14 protein-coding genes and 3 tRNA genes are annotated in these 19,726 nt (G+C 63.0%); 6 read left to right on the forward strand and 11 right to left on the reverse strand.

Annotated features, from left to right (window positions below; translation table 11 throughout):
- Positions 1-75 precede the first annotated feature (75 nt).
- Both QD280_RS11320 and QD280_RS11325 read right to left on the reverse strand, forming a co-directional pair.
- A complete protein-coding gene (locus QD280_RS11320; RefSeq protein ID WP_279839295.1) occupies positions 76-1,689 on the reverse strand; it encodes a sensor domain-containing diguanylate cyclase in 1,614 nt (537 codons plus the stop codon).
- Positions 1,690-2,537: 848 nt separating this feature from the next.
- Positions 2,538-4,106, reverse strand: coding sequence for a helicase HerA-like domain-containing protein (locus QD280_RS11325; RefSeq protein ID WP_279839297.1), 1,569 nt, complete (start codon positions 4,104-4,106; stop codon positions 2,538-2,540).
- Between the two features lie 647 nt (positions 4,107-4,753).
- Between QD280_RS11325 and QD280_RS11330 the strand changes: the two genes are divergently transcribed.
- Positions 4,754-5,113, forward strand: a complete 360-nt coding sequence (locus tag QD280_RS11330; protein WP_054555534.1) for a hypothetical protein — start codon at positions 4,754-4,756, stop codon at positions 5,111-5,113.
- Positions 5,114-5,337: 224 nt separating this feature from the next.
- Here QD280_RS11330 and nudE read toward each other — a convergent pair whose 3' ends face one another.
- Positions 5,338-5,934 carry an ADP compounds hydrolase NudE gene (nudE, locus tag QD280_RS11335; protein WP_043331505.1) on the reverse strand — a complete coding sequence of 199 codons (597 nt, stop codon included), beginning with the start codon at positions 5,932-5,934 and terminating at the stop codon, positions 5,338-5,340.
- A gap of 201 nt (positions 5,935-6,135) precedes the next feature.
- Here nudE and yrfG point away from each other — a divergent pair, with 201 nt between their 5' ends.
- The 4 genes from yrfG (at position 6,136) to QD280_RS11355 (ending at position 10,173) form a co-directional block, all read left to right on the forward strand.
- Positions 6,136-6,846 carry a GMP/IMP nucleotidase gene (yrfG, locus tag QD280_RS11340; RefSeq protein ID WP_279839298.1) on the forward strand — a complete coding sequence of 237 codons (711 nt, stop codon included), beginning with the start codon at positions 6,136-6,138 and terminating at the stop codon, positions 6,844-6,846.
- On the forward strand, positions 6,843-7,235 hold the full coding sequence (locus QD280_RS11345; RefSeq protein ID WP_279839299.1) for a S4 domain-containing protein: 393 nt from the start codon (positions 6,843-6,845) through the stop codon (positions 7,233-7,235). The genes yrfG and QD280_RS11345 overlap by 4 nt, the downstream gene beginning before the upstream one ends.
- Before the next feature lie 154 nt (positions 7,236-7,389).
- Complete coding sequence (gene hslO / locus QD280_RS11350) at positions 7,390-8,304, forward strand: Hsp33 family molecular chaperone HslO (protein WP_052384283.1); 915 nt, start codon at positions 7,390-7,392, stop codon at positions 8,302-8,304.
- A gap of 309 nt (positions 8,305-8,613) precedes the next feature.
- Positions 8,614-10,173, forward strand: a complete 1,560-nt coding sequence (locus QD280_RS11355) for a phosphoenolpyruvate carboxykinase (protein WP_279832422.1) — start codon at positions 8,614-8,616, stop codon at positions 10,171-10,173.
- A gap of 141 nt (positions 10,174-10,314) precedes the next feature.
- Here QD280_RS11355 and QD280_RS17865 read toward each other — a convergent pair whose 3' ends face one another.
- Entirely contained in the window at positions 10,315-11,241 is a 927-nt protein-coding gene (locus tag QD280_RS17865) for a lytic transglycosylase domain-containing protein (RefSeq protein ID WP_347881969.1), read from the reverse strand.
- A gap of 175 nt (positions 11,242-11,416) precedes the next feature.
- Positions 11,417-13,147 (reverse strand): proline--tRNA ligase, encoded by a 1,731-nt coding sequence (locus tag QD280_RS11365; RefSeq protein WP_043331364.1) that lies wholly within the window; start codon positions 13,145-13,147, stop codon positions 11,417-11,419.
- A gap of 265 nt (positions 13,148-13,412) precedes the next feature.
- Between QD280_RS11365 and QD280_RS11370 the strand changes: the two genes are divergently transcribed.
- Positions 13,413-14,846, forward strand: a complete 1,434-nt coding sequence (locus QD280_RS11370) for a hypothetical protein (RefSeq protein ID WP_279839301.1) — start codon at positions 13,413-13,415, stop codon at positions 14,844-14,846.
- Positions 14,847-14,890: 44 nt separating this feature from the next.
- Here QD280_RS11370 and QD280_RS11375 read toward each other — a convergent pair whose 3' ends face one another.
- The 6 genes from QD280_RS11375 to uvrC form a co-directional block, all read right to left on the reverse strand.
- Entirely contained in the window at positions 14,891-15,343 is a 453-nt protein-coding gene (locus tag QD280_RS11375) for an STAS/SEC14 domain-containing protein (RefSeq protein WP_153636342.1), read from the reverse strand.
- A 311-nt stretch (positions 15,344-15,654) separates the two neighbouring features.
- Positions 15,655-15,739 (reverse strand) — tRNA-Leu (locus tag QD280_RS11380).
- A 487-nt stretch (positions 15,740-16,226) separates the two neighbouring features.
- A tRNA-Cys gene (locus QD280_RS11385) sits at positions 16,227-16,300 on the reverse strand.
- Positions 16,301-16,412: 112 nt separating this feature from the next.
- Positions 16,413-16,487: transfer RNA gene (locus QD280_RS11390), tRNA-Gly, on the reverse strand.
- 156 nt (positions 16,488-16,643) lie between these two features.
- Positions 16,644-17,192 (reverse strand): CDP-diacylglycerol--glycerol-3-phosphate 3-phosphatidyltransferase, encoded by a 549-nt coding sequence (pgsA, locus tag QD280_RS11395; protein ID WP_043331361.1) that lies wholly within the window; start codon positions 17,190-17,192, stop codon positions 16,644-16,646.
- Between the two features lie 249 nt (positions 17,193-17,441).
- Complete coding sequence (gene uvrC / locus QD280_RS11400; RefSeq protein WP_279839302.1) at positions 17,442-19,475, reverse strand: excinuclease ABC subunit UvrC; 2,034 nt, start codon at positions 19,473-19,475, stop codon at positions 17,442-17,444.
- Between the last annotated feature and the right edge of the window lie 251 nt (positions 19,476-19,726).

The raw sequence follows: 19,726 nt of genomic DNA on the forward strand, positions 1-19,726 counted from the left end.
CGGGGTGGCCGTTGTCGTTGATGGGGATGTGTCTGAAGGGCATCCGTGGCAGGTCGCACACACGAAAGACCGCACTCAGGGCAGATCGGGCGAGGGGAAGCCGCTCGGGGCCTGGGGGCTTGCGAAGGTGTCCGTCGGGATGACCGGCTCAAGCTCCAGGAAGCGCACGCGATTGCGTCCCTGGCGTTTGGCCTTCTTGAGTGCGTGCTGGGCGCGCTCGCAAAGCTCGAGCCGGTTGGCCAGCGTGAGCGTATCGGGCGCCGGGTGATAGCAGGTCAGCCCGATGCTGCAGGTGACCGGCCCATCGAGTCCATGCAGTTCTGCCGTGGCATGACGGACGCGCTCGGCGAGGATGATGGCGCCGCTGGAATCGGTCTGGCCCAGCACCGCAATCAGCGAGCCATCATCACGCTGGCTGAGCAGGTCGCTCTTGCGTGTCGCGTTGCGCAGGATGGTGGAGACCTGCTGCAGAGCGCGGTCTCCTGCGGCGCGGCCGTACTGGCGATTGAAGTCGGTAAGGGCATCCACGTTGAGCAGCAGGATCGACAGTGGCTGCCCGTGGCGTGCACTGCGCGCGATCTCGCCATCCAGCTGTTGATCGAAGATCTCCGTGGGCAACAGCTTGTCCAGCACCGACGGCACGGCCGGGCCCGGGGGCGCCATGCTGGCCAGCTTGTGCCGCATGCGGGCCAGGCTCTCCTCGTGGGAGCGTCGCTCGCTGAGGTCCTGGTGCTGGCTGAGAATGACGCCGGAGTGGCTGTCGATCACATCCAGATGCAGCATGACTTCGATGATCTGCCCCTGTCTGCCCAGATAGCGATGCGGCTGCTCGAAGTGGGTGATCTCGCCGGCCTGCATGGCCAGAAGCGCCTCCTGACAGGCCTGCATGTCAGCCGGGTGGGAGACATCCTCCAGCGCGCCACGCTGCAGTTCACTCCTCTCCGTCCCCAGCAGTTGGGCCAGCGCCGGATTGAGACGTGTCCAATGGCCATGGAAGTCCATGATCGCCATCGGGAGCTGGCAGCGCGAGAACAGCAGCTCCATCTCCTGGTAGGCGAGGCGCAGGTTGCTCAGTTCACTGGTCAGCCGCTTGCGCGCATTCTCGCGATCGATCAAGCCTCCCAGCAGGCTGGCCAGTGTCTCGACCAGTGCACGATCGCTGGCGCTGAAATCTGCCGCGCGCGGTGAATTGTCGCCGAAGCAGACGGTGCCGGTCAGACGGCCTTCGGTCCACACCGGGGCGGCGATATAGCTCTGGAAGGGCATCGACTTGAGGGCCGGATGAGCCTCGAGTGCTGGCGTGGTCGCGATATTGGCGTAGGCGATGCAGCCTGCCTGCTCAACGACTTCATTGCAGAAGGTCTCGTTCAACGGTGCGATCGCGCCCTCGACCTTGCCTGGCGGCGGATTGACCGCCGCCATGATTTCATAGCGATTGGCCTCAGCGTGGCCGAGGATGCCGGTGGTCATCCCCAGCAGGCGGCAAGCGGTCACCAGGTACTCTCTGAGCCGTTCGCTGAAGGTTCCCGCAGGCGCGAGTGTCAGGGCAAACAGCGCTTGCAGCTGGGCGGGTCCGAGATTCTCATTGAGGAAGACAGTCGCGGCGGCGGCTTGTGGCGAGAGCTCTGAAGTATCAACTGGACTCGAACGTCCCGAGGAGGGTGGTCGCGCGGGCGGGGTAGGCAGCATGTGACATCCTTATCTTGCATGTTGCGGGGAGAGGGAATGACCAAAACACGAGTATGGTGGCTGGAAGCGATGAACGGGCGTTTTACTGGGGCAGAAAATCAACTGTTCATATACGTAAGACTGACGGGGCCTTTCGAGGTGCGACTGGATTGGAGACGCGCTAGGCCATGACTCTGGTGGTGGTACAAAAGAAACGGGGAGGCCGGTCGATGGCTGATCGACGGCCTCCCCGACAAGTTCTTTCTCTGCCCACCATGATGCGTCGTCATGCGTGGCAGAGTCTGTGTGCCGCTTGTCCTGTCATCCGTGTCCTGTGTCGTTTCACACCTGGTGTCACTGGTGGGGCTGGCAGGATCCCGCTGTTGTCATGCGTATCGTTGTTGGCTCAGGCGGCTTCGGCCAGCTGAGGTTCCGCTGTCGCTTCCATATCGATGGCTTCCAACGCCAGTTCGATCGAGAACCAGTTGTCGTTCAGCCACAATTCCATTGCTTCATTGCTCATGCACATCGTCAAGTCTCCCCGAGAGTAGTGGCAAGCGCGTGTGTGTCATGGTGTGCTGCCGGTAAGCAGCAAATATCAGTATGGCGTCTCCTTGCCGAGAGCGAATGAAGTTTGCGCGACGATATGATGTCAGCAGCCTCGGATAGCGAAAGCAGGACATCACCCATGGTCAAATGACCATGGGTGATGTCCTGCTTTTCGTGAAGGATGAGTCTCTCAGTCTCGAGTGCTTGCTTGCCGGGATAGCCTTTCCTTGCCAAGGAGCGCTTCAGGCTGTTGACGAGGCGTCAGGCTGTTGGCGTGGCGTCAGGCTGTTGGCGTGGTATCAGACTGGAGGGAGCGAGCCTCAGCGGCGAGTGAAGGAGCGCAGCAGACTGCGAATCAGCGTCCGTCCCAGTTGCGATCCCAGGGCGCGCATCACGGACTTGAGCAGGGTCTCCATGACACCCTGACGCTGCCTGCCACCGGAGCGTGGGGCGCTTTCTGCCACCGGACTTGTTTGCTCGGAGTCGCGGCTGGCAGCGGCTTGAGCGCTTCCATCCCGTTCTGTGGCAGGCGGCGTGGTGTCAGGCGTAGCCGCTGGTGTCTCCTGCGGCCGAACCTGGGCCGTCGCCGAGCTCGTCAGTAGCGCCTCGAGACGCTCGTGAGCCGATTCACGATCTATCACCTCATCATAGCGACCGGCCAGTGATGAGCTTGCCAGCAGCGCTGTGCGCTCGCTGTCACTCAACGGGCCGATCCGCCCACGCGGCGGCGCGATCAAGGTGCGCTCCACCTGGGTGGGCGTGCCCTTGCTGTCGAGCACCGAGACCAGTGCCTCGCCCACGCCCAGCTCCGTGATCACCTGAGCCGTATCGAGGGCCGGGTTGGGGCGGAAGGTCTCGGCAGCGGTCTTGACGGCCTTCTGGTCGCGCGGAGTGAAGGCGCGCAGGGCATGCTGGATCCGGTTGCCCAGCTGGCCGAGCACGTCATCGGGGATGTCGGCGGGGGATTGGGTCACGAAGTAGACGCCGACCCCCTTGGAGCGAATCAGGCGCACCGTCTGCTCGAGGCGCTCAAGCAATGCCTTGGGAGCGGCGTCGAACAGCAGGTGGGCCTCGTCGAAGAAGAACACCAGCACCGGGCGGTCGGCATCGCCGCGTTCGGGGAGGGTGCGAAAGAGCGTCGACAAGAACCACAGCAGGAAAGTGGTATAGAGGCGTGGACTCTGCATCAACTCACGCCCATCGAGCAGATTGATGAAGCCGCGTGTCTGGTCTCCCTCGCCCGTGGTCGCCAGCATGTCATTGATGTCGAGCGCCGGTTCGGCGAAGAAGCGCTCGCCGCCCTGGGTGGCCAGCACATGCACCCGGCGCAGCATGGCGCCGAGACTCTGGGGGCTGACACTGCCATAGCGCTCCTCGAAGCCTTCGCGTTCACGCTCGATATGCTTGAGCAGGCTGATCAGGTCCTTGAGGTCGATCAGCTCCAGCCCTTCACGCTCGGCATGATCGAAGGCCAGGTGCATCAGGCCACTCTGGGTGTCGTTCAATTCCAGCAGGGTCGACATCAGCTCAGGCCCCATGGAAGCCACGCTGGCGCGCACTGCATGCCCGCTCTTGCCGAACAGATCCCACAGCCTGACGGGCGCGGCCTGAGGCTGCCAGTCATTGATGCCGAGGCTGGCGAGACGTTCATCGACGCGCGGATGCGGGGCACCCGCCGCGGCGATACCGGAGAGGTCACCCTTGACGTCGGCGGTGAACACCGGCACTCCCATGCGCGAAAACTCTTCAGCCAGCACCTGCAGCGTGACGGTCTTGCCGGTACCTGTCGCACCGGCGACCAGGCCGTGACGATTGGCCAGTGCCCCGGCTAGCGTGATGTGGCCCTTGGGTCCCTGTCCTGCGAGTCCCCCGATCAGCACGTCTGGCATGTGAGTCTCCTGTCATTCAGGTGATGGCGGTGCTTGCAGAGGGAGGTGTGGCGACCACTGCCGATGACCGCAGAGATGGGCGATGTCGTGGAGTCATAGGGTTACAAAATGTTTCGTTGAGTAAAATACTGCAAGCCATCTTGCGCCACTTGACGCATGGCGTCAGGCAACCGACGCGCGGCAAGCCGCCTGATGAGCGGCCAGCAGCCCATATGGGCGCTAATTAAACGCGAGCCGATATCTCACTCTTGTATAGGAAATCTGGAAGAAAGATATTTTTCTTTCCCTTCTCTGCTTGAAAGTCTGGCCCTGTAGTTCCATATCTTTAGGCATCAGGGCGCATGTGACGCAACACGCCTCGGCAGATTGGCGCTTTCGTCAAGAATGACACCAGCAGGTTCGGGTACAACTCTGGTGACGTTTTTTGAAGAATGCCTCGACAAGCAGCCGACGCGCTAGAGAGTGTTCGAGACATGCGCCGCAAAGATTTGACGCAGTACCACAAGACGTCGTTGAGATAGGTAGGAGCGTCTTGTGGAGCCTGGAACCCGAGACATCCAGTCTCGGGGTTCTTGAAGGCTTACCGGCAACGGCCGAGCGAATCATCTGCTCGTCTCTTGCAACAGACCGCTACTGGAGGATGGATCATGAAGAAGCTGACTGCTGCACTTTTCGCGACTGCCCTGGCACTGCCGACCACTGCTGCCTTTGCCGAGCACCACGAATCCAGCAACACCGGTTCCGCCAACACTGGCGCCCACTCCACCAAGGTAGAGGGCGGTACTGCTGCGGGTCATGAAGATGGCAAGGTGCATGACGACGCCGAACGCAACACCGAGAGTGGTTCTGCCAACACCAAGAAGGATTCCATGATGGTGGAAGGTGGCACGGCCCAGTCCGAGTCCGCCAAGCACGGCAAGGTCATGGACAAGGGCGAAGACCACATGGGCGTCAGCCCGGAATCCGGTTCGTCCAACACCGCTGATGGCAGCATGAAGACCGAATGATCGTGTCTTGACGGTCTGGCCTCAGGCCAGACCCGCAATGGATCTTGCGGTGCCTGAACGAGTCGCCAGCACGACCCGCTTGAGCGCATCGCGAGTGAAACGACAAGCCCCCGCCATTGGCGGGGGCTTGTCGTCGTATGGAAGCACGTAAAGCAGGGGGTGAGGGGCAGGGAAGAGGGGGCTGGCCCCTCAGGTGCTTGTCATCGGTGCTTGCCACCAAGCCCCTACCACCAGCGAGGGCTGTAGGTATCTTCCCCGGCCAGCAGGCGTTCGCGTGCCATGAACAGTGCCGCGATCGCGCGCGCCTCGTGGAAATCCTCACGCGCCAGCAGCGCCGGCAGCTCATCGAGGCGGTGGCGCTCGACGACCAGCGGTTCCGGCTCATCCCCCGGCAGGCGCTTTTCGAACAGATCGCGCGCCAGCATCACGTTCATGCGGTGATCCATGTAGTTGGGCGCCAGGCTCAGTTCGGCCAGTGGCTCGATGTTGTGCGCGCCATAACCGCATTCTTCCATCAATTCGCGATTGGCGGCGGTCACCGGGTCCTCGCCCGGGTCGATCAGTCCCTTGGGCAGGGTCAGCACATATTGCTCAGGGCCAGCGGCATATTCGCGAATCAGCAGCACGTGGTCGGGGTCGGGCATGGCGACGATCATCACCGCGCCGTGACCGCCGCTCTTGAGGCGTTCGAAGCTGCGGGTGGCGCCATTGGAGAAGGTCAATTCCAGCGCTTCGACGGCGAACAGGCGCGAGCGTGCGACCTCGCGGCGTGAGTCGATCCGCGGTGGCGTCAGCGTGTGGCTGGTGTCTGAATGACTCATGGTCGGGTGAACGGTATCTGGCGCATCATCCATCGCAAGTCCTCGCGAGGCAGTATGAGAAGAGAGAACACTGTCGCTCATCGTGGCAGGCCGCTGCGAGCGGGGCAATCACAAGCCGTCATCACCCCTAGTTGCACATGCGCGCCCGTGGGCCATGCTTTACACTATGAGGCCAAATTTCCCTCTGGCTGACAGAATCCGATGCTTGACTGGAACACTATCGACACCGTGCTGTTGGACATGGACGGCACTCTGCTTGACCTTCACTTCGACAGCCACTTCTGGCTCGAACACCTGCCCAGGCGCTACTGCGAGCTGCACCGCCTCGATGAGGCGCTGCAGGCCGATCTCAAGGCGCGCATCATCAGCGAGTCCGGCACGCTCAACTGGTACAGCCTCGATTACTGGAGCCGTGAGCTCGAGCTCGACGTCGTCGCCCTGAAGCGTGAAGTGCAGCATCTGATCGGCTATCGCCATGAGGCCGAGGACTTCCTCGCCTGGCTGCGCGATCAGCCGCAACGCGTGGTGCTGGCGACCAACGCCGACCGTCATGGCATCGATCTCAAGTTCGCGCTGACCGGCATGGGCGACTACTTCGACGCCGTGGTGTCGTCCGCGGATCTGGGCCACGCCAAGGAAGAGCAGGCCTTCTGGCACAAGCTCAACGAGATCGAGCCCTTCGATCCGGCGCGTACCCTGTTCATCGATGACAATCCCCAGGTGCTGGAAAGTGCCCACACCTATGGCATTGCCCACCTGCTGGGCGTGCGTCAGCCGGACTCGAAGCGCCCTGCGCGTGATTTCGAGCGTGTGCACGGCCTGGACGGCTTTGCAGTGCTGATGCAAGGCGCGGGTCCCGAGGTGGCCAATGCCGGAGTCTCGAGCGACGGGGAGGGCAAGGAGGCGTCATGAGCGATCAGGTACGTATCGACAAGTGGTTGTGGGCGGCGCGCTTCTTCAAGACGCGTGGCATGGCCAAGAAGGCCATCGAAGGCGGCAAGATCCAGTACAACGGCGGCAAGGTGAAAACCTCCAAGACCGTCGAGGTCGGCGCCCTGGTCGAGGTGCCGCAGGGCTGGGATCGCCTCGTGGTCGAGGTGCTGGCCCTCAGCGACCAGCGCCGTGGCGCGCCCGAGGCTCAGAAGCTCTATCAGGAGACGCAGGAGTCCCGCGAGCGCCGTGAGCGTGAGGCCGAGACGCGTCGCCTCGGCAATCAGGGCATGACGCCGCCTCCCGGTCGTCCTGACAAGAAACAGCGTCGCAACATCCATCGCTTCCAGCGCCAGGATGCCGATAGCTGAGCCAGCGCGAGTCACCGCCGGGTGCCTTGGCACCGACCGGCACAATTTCCATACCGATGTGTGTCAGCACATCGTTGTTGGCGGCCTGACATGGGGGCGCTTGTGCGCTCTCCCTTCACGCCTGCCTTGAGGTCCCTCAATGAGCGAACACGACATGCAAGATTCCCATTCCACTGACGATGCGGCCGCGCCGAGCTTCGATCAGATCCAGCGCTTCCTGTTCGATGCCACCAACGTGCGTGGCGAGATCGTCACACTCGACAAGGCCTACGCCGAGGTGCTCGATCGTCACTCCTACCCGCAGGCCATCTCGCGCCAGCTGGGCGAGATGCTGGCGGCCGTGGCGCTGCTGACCGAGACCATCAAGCTCGATGGCACCATGACGCTGGAAGTGCGCGGTACCGGTATCGTGCGCCAGCTGATGGCCGAGTCGAACCCCGGCGGCGAGCTGCGCGCCATCGCACGCCTCAGCGATGAAGCGGTGTTGCCGACGGAAGAGTCCAGCCTGCAGGAGCTGGTCGGCCAGGGTCAGATCGTGATCACCCTCGACCCGCGAGAAGGCAAGCGCTATCAGGGCATCGTGGCCATCGATCAGGACAGCCTCGCCGGCTGCCTGGAGAGCTACTTCAGCCAGTCAGAGCAGCTGCCGACCCGCCTGTGGCTGATGGCCGATGGCAAGCGCACCGGCGGCGTGATGCTGCAGCAGCTGCCCAACGATGACGCCAACAAGGACCCGGATGCCTGGGAGCGCGTCGTTCACCTGGCCGAGACCCTCAAGGCCGAGGAGCTGCTGACGCTGGACCAGCAGGAAGTGCTGCATCGTCTCTATCACGAAGAAACCGTGCGCATCTATGAGCCCAAGGCGCTGCGTTTCGGTTGCACCTGTTCGCGCGAGCGTCTGGGCGCTGCCCTGCACAGCATCGCGGCCGACGAGCTGCGTCAGATCGTCGCCGAGCAGGGCGAGCTGGCCACCCAGTGTCACTTCTGCCATACCCGCTATTCCTTCAGTGCCGCGGAAGTGGAAGCGATCATCGAAGATCCTGACGCCGAAAGCCCCGTCGTGCATTGAGCATTTCCCGACGCGCCGGCGGCTGGCCACGGGGATGATGATTGTCTGACATATCGTCGTCCATCAGGCGACGGCGACTGCGCCAAAGTGTTGCAACAATGGGCGTTTCCGCCCGACACCCTTTTTGCCATAATGCCTTGCCAGCACAGGGCCGGATGCCCTGTGCTGGTGGTATCGACGGTGTCATGGCATGCCGTCATGCGCGATCGGGCAGCAACGATCGATCACAAAATAAGCCTGTGGCATGTACCTCGGGCATCTGGCTTCAGCCATCAAGAGAGAGGGCGGCCCTGAGCCGCGGAGACGCGAATGAGCAAGCATCAAGACAGTGCGGTGACCACTCACACCAATCTCAGCAGCGCAGAGCTGATCGAGCTGGCAGTGGCTCGCGGCGAAGGACGTCTGGCCGACAACGGCGCGCTGGTCGTGGAGACGGGCGCCCGTAGCGGACGCTCCCCGAACGACCGCTTCATCGTCGACGAGCCGTCCACCTCGGACGCCATCGACTGGGGCAGCGTCAATCGCCCGTTCAGCCCGGAGCGTTTCGACGCCCTGTGGGAGCGCGTCGAGGACTACCTCGGCGAGCGCGACAGCTTCGTCTCCGAGCTGCATGTCGGCGCTGACCTCGAGCACTACCTGCCGATCCGCGTGACCACCGAGACGGCCTGGCACAACCTGTTCGCGCGTACCATGTTCGTGCGTCCGGACAGCTTCAATGCCAAGGACAAGAGTGAGTGGACCATCCTCAACGCGCCGCACTTCACCTGCGAGCCACAGCGTGATGGCACCAACTCGGACGGCGTCGTGCTGATCAACTTCGCGCGTCGCCGCGTCCTGCTGGCGGGCATGCGTTACGCCGGTGAGATGAAGAAGGCCATGTTCTCGGTGCAGAACTTCCTGCTGCCGGAAAAGGACGTGCTGCCGATGCACTGCTCTGCCAACGTCGGTGACGACGGCGAGACCACGCTGTTCTTCGGCCTGTCCGGCACCGGCAAGACCACCCTGTCCGCCGACCCGGCGCGTTACCTGATCGGTGATGACGAGCATGGCTGGGGTGAAGGCACCGTCTTCAACATCGAAGGCGGCTGCTACGCCAAGTGCATCGACCTGTCCCAGAAGAACGAGCCGGTGATCTGGAACGCGATCAAGTTCGGTGCCGTGCTGGAAAACGTGGTGCTGGATGACCGTCGTGGCGCGGATTACGGTGATGACCGTCTGAGCCAGAACTCGCGTGCCGCCTACCCGCTGGAGCACATCGAGAAGCGCGTGCCGGAAAACCGTGCCGGCGAGCCGAATGCCATCGTCTTCCTGACCTGCGACATGTCCGGCGTGCTGCCGCCGGTGTCCGTGCTCAGCAAGCAGGCCGCTGCCTATCACTTCCTGTCCGGCTACACCGCCAAGGTCGGCTCCACCGAGATGGGCTCCACCGCCGGTCTCGAAGCCACCTTCTCCACCTGCTTCGGCGCGCCGTTCTTCCCGCGTCCGGCACGTGAATACGCCGACCTGCTGATCAAGCGCATCGATGCCTTCGGCTCACGCGTCTACCTGGTCAACACCGGCTGGACCGGTGGCTCCTACGGTGAGGGCGGCTCACGCTTCTCCATCCCGACCACGCGCGGCATCATCAGCGCGATCCAGAACGGTGCGCTGGCGGACATCGAGACGCGTCACATCGACGTGCTCAACCTGGATGTGCCGGTGCGCGTGCCGGGCGTCGACACCAGCCTGCTCGACCCGCGTGAGACCTGGGAAGACCGTGCTGCCTACGACAGCAAGGCGCGTGACCTGTCAGCCAAGTTCGTCGAGAACTTCAAGAAGTTCGCCGGCGTGGATGAGGCGATCATCGCGGCAGGCCCGACCCTGGTCTGACGATCAGCGGGATTGATCGCAAGCGGTAAGCAAAAAGCCTCGCCCGGAGTTCCGGGCGAGGCTTTTTCGTGTCTGCTGCTTTTCTCGTCAACAGCTGCTGTCATCACCTGCTGTCGGGTCTGTCAGGCGCTGTCGGGCCTGTCAGGGACTGCCGCCGGCGGCCAGCGAGCGGTTGGCAGGGCCATCGAAGGTGTCCTCGGCGGCGAGCGGGTGCTGGCCTTGCGCAGCGCCGGTGTGCTGCTCGATACCCTCACCTTGCTCAACACCACTTTGCTCGAGGCCGTGGCGTGGCTCGGACTGGCCGGGCTCAGTGCTGTTGGTCTCGGCGCGTCGTGACGCGTCTTCGTCGGCGGTGTCGACAAGGCCTTCGGGCGTGCGTTCGGCGACGAAGGGCGCCGGCGCCTGATACCACCAGCGGGTGGTCCAGGCGCGCATCACCCGCTCCGGGTACCAGGTCTTGCCGAGGCTGCCGTTGTAGCGCGCCAGCGCATCGGTGATGTCGCCTTTCTCGCGCTTGAGGTAGTGGGCAAGGATAGTGGCGCCGTAACGCAGGCTGGTGTCCTGATCGAGCAGGTTGTCGTCGGGCTCGCCGATCTCACGCTTCCAGAACGGCATGACCTGCATCAGGCCGCGGGCACCGGCGTGGGAGACCGCGGTGGGTTTGAAGGCGCTCTCGACCTGGATGACAGACAGGATCAACTCCGGTGCCAGGCCTGTGCGCGTCGCTTCGCGGCGCACCTTGCGCAGCAGGTCGATGCGCGCGGCGCGGTCGGGCATGTAGCGCTCCAGGCGCTGCTGCATGCTCAATACCCAGTGCAGGGCATCGATGGGGTCCTCGAAGGCCTCGGGCTCGGCCAAGGCCTCGCGCAGGCTGTCACGCAGCCCCGGCGACAGCCCATGCTCGGGGATCGCGGCGGCGGCCTGCACCGGGGGGCTTGTCAATCCGGTAGACGCGGCGCTCAACGTCAGCAGGACAGCGGCCAGCCACGGGCGCAGGCGGCGATGTGGGGTGTCGCCTGCAGCGCCTTTTACGGGCGGCGCTGAAGGGGAAATCGATGAGATGGTCATGCGCAGTCCCTGCGTATCAGTCATGGCGCCATTATGCCGTTACCGCGGCGTTGACGGTAATGGGATGTTCAAGGAAGACAGATAACGAGACAGCCCGCCCCTCGAGAAGAGGAGCGGGCTGTCTTGGGGACTGCGATAGCGTCAGCCATGAGCGAGTAGCTCAGGCTGCTCGAGTTCAGCTCGCGCTGCGCTCGGCCAGGAAGTCCAGCAGGCTGTCGACGGCGATCATGGTCGCTTCGCCATCGGTGCGACCCTTGTACTCGTACTCGCCATTGTCGAGACCGCGATCACCGATCACCAGACGATGCGGAATGCCCAGCAGCTCGCCGTCGGCGAACTTGTTGCCCGGGCGCAGATCACGATCATCCAGCAGCACGTCGTAACCGGCGGCGGTCAGCTCCTGATAGACGCGCTCGGCGGTCTCGCTGACGCGCACGGACTTGTGGGCGTTCATCGGCACGATGGCGACCTGGAAGGGCGCGATGGCTTCCGGCAGCACGATGCCGCCCTTGTCGTTGCCCTGCTCGATGGCAGCGGCGACCACGCGGGTCACGCCGATGCCGTAGCAGCCCATGGACAGCGGCTGCGCCTTGCCGTTCTCGTCGAGCACGGTGGCGTTCATGGCTTCGGAGTACTTGGTGCCGAGCTGGAAGATGTGACCCACCTCGATACCGCGTGCGATGTCGATCACGCCCTGGCCGTCCGGTGACGGATCACCGGCGACGACGTTGCGGATATCGGCGATTTCCGGCAGCGGCAGATCGCGCTCCCAGTTGAGGCCGAAGTGGTGCTTGCCTTCGATGTTGGCACCGGCGCCGAAATCGCTCATCAGCGCGACACTGCGATCGATGATGATCGGCATCTCGAGGCCGACCGGACCGAGGGAGCCGAAACCGGCACCGACGGCGGCGCGCACTTCCTCGTCGCTGGCCATGGTCAGCGGCTCGGCGACCTGCGGCAGGTGCTCGGCCTTGATCTCGTTCAGCTCGTGGTCGCCACGCACCATCAGCGCGATCAGACCACCTTCGACGCCTTCGGCCGCCTTGACGATCAGCGTCTTGACAGTCTTCTTGATGTCCAGACCGTGCTGCTCGACCAGCGCGGCGATGGTCTTGGCGTTCGGCGTGTCGACCAGCTGCATCTCCTGGGTCGGTGCCGCGCGCTCAGGCGTCTCGCCCAGCGGTGCCGGCAGCGCTTCACACTTCTCGATGTTGGCGGCGAAATCGGAGCCGGTGGAGAAGGCGATGGCGTCTTCACCGGAGGCGGCCAGCACGTGGAATTCGTGGGAGCCGGTGCCACCGATGGAGCCGTTGTCGGCGATGACGGGACGGAAGTCGAGACCCAGACGCGTGAAGATGCGCACGTAGGTGTCGTACATCACCTGATAGGTCTCTTTCAGGGATTCTTCGCCCAGGTGGAAGGAGTAACCATCCTTCATCACGAACTCGCGCGAGCGCATCACACCGAAGCGCGGACGAATCTCGTCGCGGAACTTGGTCTGGACCTGGTAGAAGTTGGCCGGCAGCTGCTTGTAGCTGTTCAGCTCACGACGCGCGAGGTCGGTGATGACTTCCTCGTGGGTCGGGCCGACACAGTAGTCGCGCTGGTGACGGTCAACGACGCGCAGCAGCTCGGGGCCGTACTGCTCCCAGCGACCGGACTCCTGCCACAGCTCGGCTGGCTGCACGGCTGGCATCAGCAGTTCCTGGGCGCCGGAGCGGTCCATCTCTTCACGCACGATGCGCTCGACCTTGCGCAGTGTGCGCAGGCCCAGTGGCATCCAGGTGTAGAGGCCGGAGGTCAGGCGACGGATGAAACCGGCCCGCAGCATCAGCTGGTGGCTGACGACTTCGGCGTCGGACGGGGTTTCCTTGAGAGTGGAAATCAGCAGTTGACTGGCACGCATGGGCTCAGCGATCCCTCGACTTGTCGCTTTGATCGGTACGCTTCGCAGTCGCGAAGCATGAACAGGCAGGTCTTCGGCACGCCTTTTACAGGCGTATCAACGAAGCAGACTGAGCGCATTGTACTGCCGCGAGCCTTGGAGGGGCAAAGTGCATGGCCAGACTGGAAAAATCCGCGCCAGCCTGCCGATACTGGTGACACGGGATTTCCCTTTGGAGAGAGCCGTGAACGGCTTTCTCGGGGAGGTCTGACAAGGAGACAAGGATATGTCGTCACTCGATCAGCGCATGGGATACGCGCGCGCCAGACATCGCTGGCCCTTGAAGGCGGGGCTTGTGTTGCTCGCACTGGGGGCGTGCCTGAGCGTCTCCCTGTGGCTGGTGAGCCTTCGCCTGCCGATCCCTTTCGTCGATGAGGGAGTGCATTTCGCGCAGATTCGCCAGTTTCTCGCCGGTGACTGGAGTCAGCACCCCAAGCTGACCACCCTGACGCTATATCACGCCACCATGGCGGTGACGCTGATGACACTCCAGACGCTGGGGGAGTGGCTCAATCTTCCCCTCGCGGCTGACACCCTGGCCGGGCGCTGGCCTGAGATGCCCTCGGTGAACTGGGTGCGGGGCCTGTCGCTGCTCGGTTTCAGTGTCATGGCGTGCATGGTCTGGCGGGCGCTGCCGAGCGTCTATCGGCGCCTGGACCCCATGCTCGATGAGAGCGGTGCCCAGCAACAGGCGAATCGCCAGAGCTGGCAGTGGTTATGGCTGCCGATCATCTTTCCCTATCTGGCGCTGGTGTATACCGACCCGTGGATCATCGTGCTGGTCGCGCTGCAGCTCGTCGCGCTGGTGCGTGAGCGGCGTCTGCTGTTGCTGGTGCTGATCCTGGCCGGCCTCGGCTTGCGACAGGACAGCATCGTGCTGCTCGGGCTGTGGGGCGGTCTGTTGCTGTTCATGACGCATGCGCAGGCAGGGGCTCGGTCGCAGGCTGTCGGCATGGCGCCACCGCTGCGCTCGCCGTTGCGTCAGCTTTCCGTCTGGTGGGGCCTGATCGTGCGCTGGTGGTGGGTGGCCGTGATTCCGGTGGGCGCCTTCATCGGGTTTGTCGTCTGGAACGACGGCATTGCCATGGGCGATACCACGCGCCATCAGGCCGGTTGGCACACCGGCAATCTCGGCTATTGCCTGGGCGTGATCGGCGTGGTGTTTCTGCCGTTGTGGTTGGCCGACTTGCCGCGTCAGTGGCATCTGCTGTGGCGTCTGTGCACCCGGGGTACCTGGCCATGGCGGGGTATTCTGCTGCTGGGGGCGCTGGCGGGTGTGTGGGTCATGCTGGTGATGAGCTTTGAGGTGACGCATGACTACAATTTCCAGCGCTGGACGATCCGCAATAGCTGGCTGTTATGGCTCAATGAGCACCCGGTGGGGCTGTGGGCCACCATGTTGCTGACCACCAGCATGGCGCTCTGGTGGCTGAGGGCTCCGCTGCGGCTCGGCCATGGTGGTCTGCTGTTGGTGATGCTCGCCTTGATGATCTGCACGCGGGAGCTGATCGAGACGCGCTACATGCTGCCCTTGATCACGGTCTTCCAGCTGCTGCGCTGTACAGAGCGTCCGCAAGTGGAGCGCGCAATGACGCTCTGGGCGATGGCGATGGGGGCGCTGCTGCTGGCGGGATTGGTGCTGACGCGCACCCTGCCATGAGGCGGTGGCAGGGCGCTTTGGAGGCTCATTCGATGGCGGGTGCTTCAGGCCTGTTGGCGTTTCGCAGCCGGGGTCTGGGCATCACGGCCGGCGGGGGCTTTATTGGCACCAGCACCGATGCCAGAGCCACCACGCGGTGGCTCGGCGACCCAGGCATAGGCAGCCTCGCGCTCGTCGGGCGAGAAGTGGCGCACCTCGATGGAACGCACCAGATGCTTGCTGAACTCGGTGACATGGCGCAGCCAGTCGGCCTTGCTGATGATGGCTTCGCGCTCGAAGTCTCCCAGGTGGCGCAGGGCATAGCCGATGTCATTGAGCAGGGCGGCGGGTGTGATCAGGCCAAAGCGCTCGATTTCCACCAGCAACGAGATTCGCTCATGGCGCGCCAGGCGTTCGTCGCATTCCTTGATGATGGGGGCGAGCGAGGCCTGATCGATATGTCCTGCGAGATGCAGGGCGACAACGTGATCGGCGGGACTCTTGAGCAGTGTCAGCATGTTTGGCTCCTGCACTGATGCATGTTGGCTGGGCGAGCCGTGCTGGAAGCCAGCGCTGGCGTCGCTACCTCTTCAGTGTAGTCGCATGTAAGCAGCTTGCTGGCGTCTGGCCAGGTGATTGTCGGTACTGTTCGTGTCGAGGAGCTGCCAGCAACGGTTACCTCTCTCGACGTCTGGCCGCGCGAGGCATGACGAGCGGAGCAGTGTTCAGGTTTGAAAAGTGACAGGCTTGAAAATTATCAGACATGAAAAAGCGCCGCCCCTCGTGAGAGGAGCGGCGCTCTTGAATTCAGTATGGTGCTTGCTTGATCTGGTACGGCCAGCCGGACTCGAACCGGCACGCCCGAAGGCAGGAGATTTTAAGTCTCCGGTGTCTACCGATTCCACCATGGCCGCGCAGACTGGCGCATAACTTATCATATTTCAGATCAAGGTCAACTTTAATGGCGATGACACTCTACTGAATGCGTGATTTAACTGACTGTTATGCAATGAAATTGCGACGGTCTGTGGTTATCGTGAGCGGTGACATTGAGGAGGGAAAGCAGAGCGCTTTTCACCCGGCATGATCGCGGCATGCGACGCGAAAAGGCGCGCGGTGGAGAGGGGCGGGGAAACAGATAGTCAGTACCAAGCGCGAAGGCGCACAGGGGAAGTCACTGACGGATGCCGGAACACTGTCAGAATCACGGACAGATGAAAACAGAGAAATGATGTGGCAAGGCAATGGCTTGGCAAGGCGTAGATCAGACGATAACCAAGCGAAAAAGCGTCAGGGTTGCAGCAATGTAAATCGAAACAAGCAAGGGAAGTGTGACGACCCGAAGGGGGTGGGTGTCATATCCATTCCAGAGGGAAACAGGGGATGTTTCGGTATCTGAAATGGAGGCTGGAGTCGGAATCGAACCGGCGTACACGGAGTTGCAGTCCGCTGCATGACCACTCTGCCATCCAGCCTCAATGATCGAGATGTCAGTCGAAACTGATGTCTGATCCGAGGAGTATCCACTGATGCTGCTGCAGATACATGAGTCAGTAAATCAGGTGAATGTTGCGCTACCTGTGTTACTGGAGCGGGAAACGAGATTCGAACTCGCGACCCCAACCTTGGCAAGGTTGTGCTCTACCACTGAGCTATTCCCGCTGAACTCGAGGTCGAATTATACGGATAATTCCCATGCTGTCAAACAGTTAATGAAAAATTGTCTCGCGAGTCAGGTCACTGGAAACGAAAACGCCCACCGGCCACAGGGACGGTGGGCGTTGAGGCATTCGCAGCATCTCGTGGCTGAACGGGGTGTCAGACCGAGCGCACCAGTTCCGGCCAGGCGGCGCGCAGATAGCTGATCATCGACCACAGCGTCAGCGCTGCCGAGATATACAGCAGGGCCAGGCCGGCATCCCCCCCGACACTGCCCGGAGCGAAGAACAGCAGCATGAACAGTGCCAGCATCTGGGCGGCCGTCTTCAGCTTGCCGACCCAGGACACCGCGACGCTGCCGCGCTTGCCGATCTCGGCCATCCACTCACGCAGCGCCGAGATGACGATCTCGCGACCGATGATGACCAGGCTCGGGATGGTCATCCACAGGCTGTCGTAGCGTTCGATCAGCAGGCCCAGTGCCACCGCGACCATCAACTTGTCGGCGACGGGGTCCAGGAAGGCGCCGAAGGGCGTGGTCTGATTCCACAGGCGGGCCAGATAGCCATCGAACCAGTCGGTGATGGCGGCCAGTGCGAAGAGCAGCGCCGTCAGCGGCAGGCTCCATGCATAAGGCAGATAGAAACATACCACCAGCAGCGGAATGAACAGGATGCGGATCAGAGTCAGGATATTGGGGATGCTCATCGTGACGGCACGAGTCCTTGCATGAAGCGTAGGTGGCTGGGCGCAATCGAGGGCGAGTCGAGACCCTGAAGAAAGCCGATCGATTGGCGCCGCACAAGTCGTCTATTCTAGCCTGCCGGCGGCGCATTCAGCCATGCCAAACGGCAGGTTATTCAAGCCAACGCTCTGTCACTCTTCCTTGAGCGTTGAGTCGATGGTGCCAGAGGCAGCCATGTCGTGCACGGGGGCAGCCATGCAGCGTCTGGTGGATCAGCCATGCAGCGCCTGATGGATCAGCTCGGCGAGCGATTCGCTGATGCCGGGCACGCGCGCCAGTTCCGGCTTGGAGGCCTGCTTCACCCCCTGCAGGCCGCCGAAGAACTTGAGCAGCTCGCGGCGGCGCTTGGGGCCGACTCCCGCGATGCCCTCCAGGCTTGAGGTGCGCCGCGCCTTGTCACGCTTGGAGCGGTGACCGGCGATGGCGAAGCGGTGCGATTCATCGCGCACATGCTGGATCAAGTGCAGCGCCGGCGAGTGGCTGTCGAGGTCCAGGGTGTCATGCACCGTCTCGATGAACAGCGTCTCGAGCCCTGCCTTGCGCGTGGTGCCCTTGGCCACCCCGAGCAGGATGATGTCGGTCACGCCGAGTGACTCGAACACCCCGCGCGCCATGTTGAGCTGCCCCTTGCCGCCATCGACCAGCAGGATGTCCGGGCGCTTGCCTTCGCCTTCCTGCAGGCGCTTGAAGCGCCGCGTCAGTGCCTGTTGCATGGCGGCGTAGTCATCGCCGGCCGTCACGCCTTCGATATTGAAGCGGCGGTAATCCGACTTGATCGGACCGTCATGATCGAAGACCACGCAGCTGGCCACGGTCGCCTCGCCATGGCTGTGGGAAATGTCGAAGCATTCCAGGCGCTTGGGCACCTCATCGAGTCCCAGCGCATCGCGCAGCGACAGGAAGCGGTTGGACAGCTGCTGGCGGCTGGCCAGCTGGGTGGCCAGATGTTGCTCGGCGTTAGTCTGCGCCAGTGTCAGCCACTGGGCGCGATGGCCACGCACCTGATGCGCGACCCGTACCCGACGTTCGGCCTTCTCGCTCAAGGCGCCTTCCAGCAGGTTGGCATCATCGAGGGCCAGTGAGGTCAGTACCTCATCGGGCATCTCCCTGTCCTGGCCGAGATAGTACTGGCTGACGAAGCTGGTCAGCAGCTCGCTACTGGTCAGGTCCAGGCCATTGCCGGGCGAGAAGTGGCGCGCGCCGAGCATGCGACCCTGACGGACCGAGACCACACTGATGCAGAGCCCGCCGGGGCGCTCGGCCAGCGCCAGGATGTCGGCGTTGCCGGTGCCGGTGTCGACGTATTGCTTCTCCTGCATGCGGCGCAGCTGGGCGACCTGATCACGCAGTCGGGCCGCTTCCTCGAATTCCAGCCGCATGGCCGCGTCTTCCATCGCCTGGCTGAGCTCGTCGGTGACCTTGTCGCTCTGGCCGTTCAGGCACATCACCGCATGTTCCATGTCGCGGCGATAATCCTGCTTGCTGATGTAGTCGACACACGGCGCGGTGCAGCGGTTGATCTGATATTGCAGGCACGGGCGCTCGCGGTGGGCGAACACCGAATCCTCGCAATTGCGCAGGCGGAAGATCTTCTGCATCAGCGTCAGTGATTCGCGCACCGCGACGCTGCTCGGGTAGGGGCCGAAGTAGCGTCCGTCATTGCGCTTGTGGCGCACGCGCTTGAACTCCAGCGCCGGATAGTCGTGATGCTGGCTGATGAAGACGTAAGGGTAGGATTTGTCGTCGCGCAGCAGGATGTTGTAGGGCGGGCGCAGCTCCTTGATCAGGGTCTGCTCCAGCAGCAGGGCCTCGGTCTCGCTGCGCGTGATGGTGACCTGCACATCGGCGATGCGCCCGACCAGCGCCTGGGTCTTGGCATTCAGGCCGGTATTGCGAAAATAGCTGGAGAGGCGCGCCTTGAGGCGCTTGGCCTTGCCCACGTACAGCACGTCACCGGCGCTATCCAGCATGCGATAGATGCCGGGCGCATCGCTGACATGCTTGAGGAAATGGCGGGCATCGAAGCCGGTCGCCTCGCTGCCCTGCAGCAGATCACTGCTCGCGTCGCTGGTGATCAGGCGACTGGAGACACGCGCGGCGTCGCTGCGTGCGCGGCTGTCAGCCTGCGCACTCGCTGAGGACGCAGGTTGGGCATCAGGCTGGCTGGCGGTGTCTGCCGGCTCCTCATTCTCGGGCGACTGAGAAGTGGTGTCCGTCATCGTGGGATCAGTGTGCTGCTTGGCCATGAGGTTCCTCGTCCAGAGATGCCTCGAGTCTATCAAACAAGGGCGATTGCTCGCAGGCATGGGGGCAACAGGGCCATGCTGCAATGCCTGCTGTCATGACCGGCGCTGGTCAGGACGTGCCATTCACGAACGTCTCAGACAGAAACGCCTCATACGACAACGCCACCCGGGGAAGGTGGCGTTGTCGTATGAGGCGTTGTCGGCGCTGCTCGGGAGTGTCACGAGCAGCGCGGGCCTGCAGTGTGTGACGG

It is taken from the genome of Cobetia sp. 1AS1 (genome assembly GCF_029846435.1).
Taxonomy (GTDB): domain Bacteria; phylum Pseudomonadota; class Gammaproteobacteria; order Pseudomonadales; family Halomonadaceae; genus Cobetia; species Cobetia amphilecti.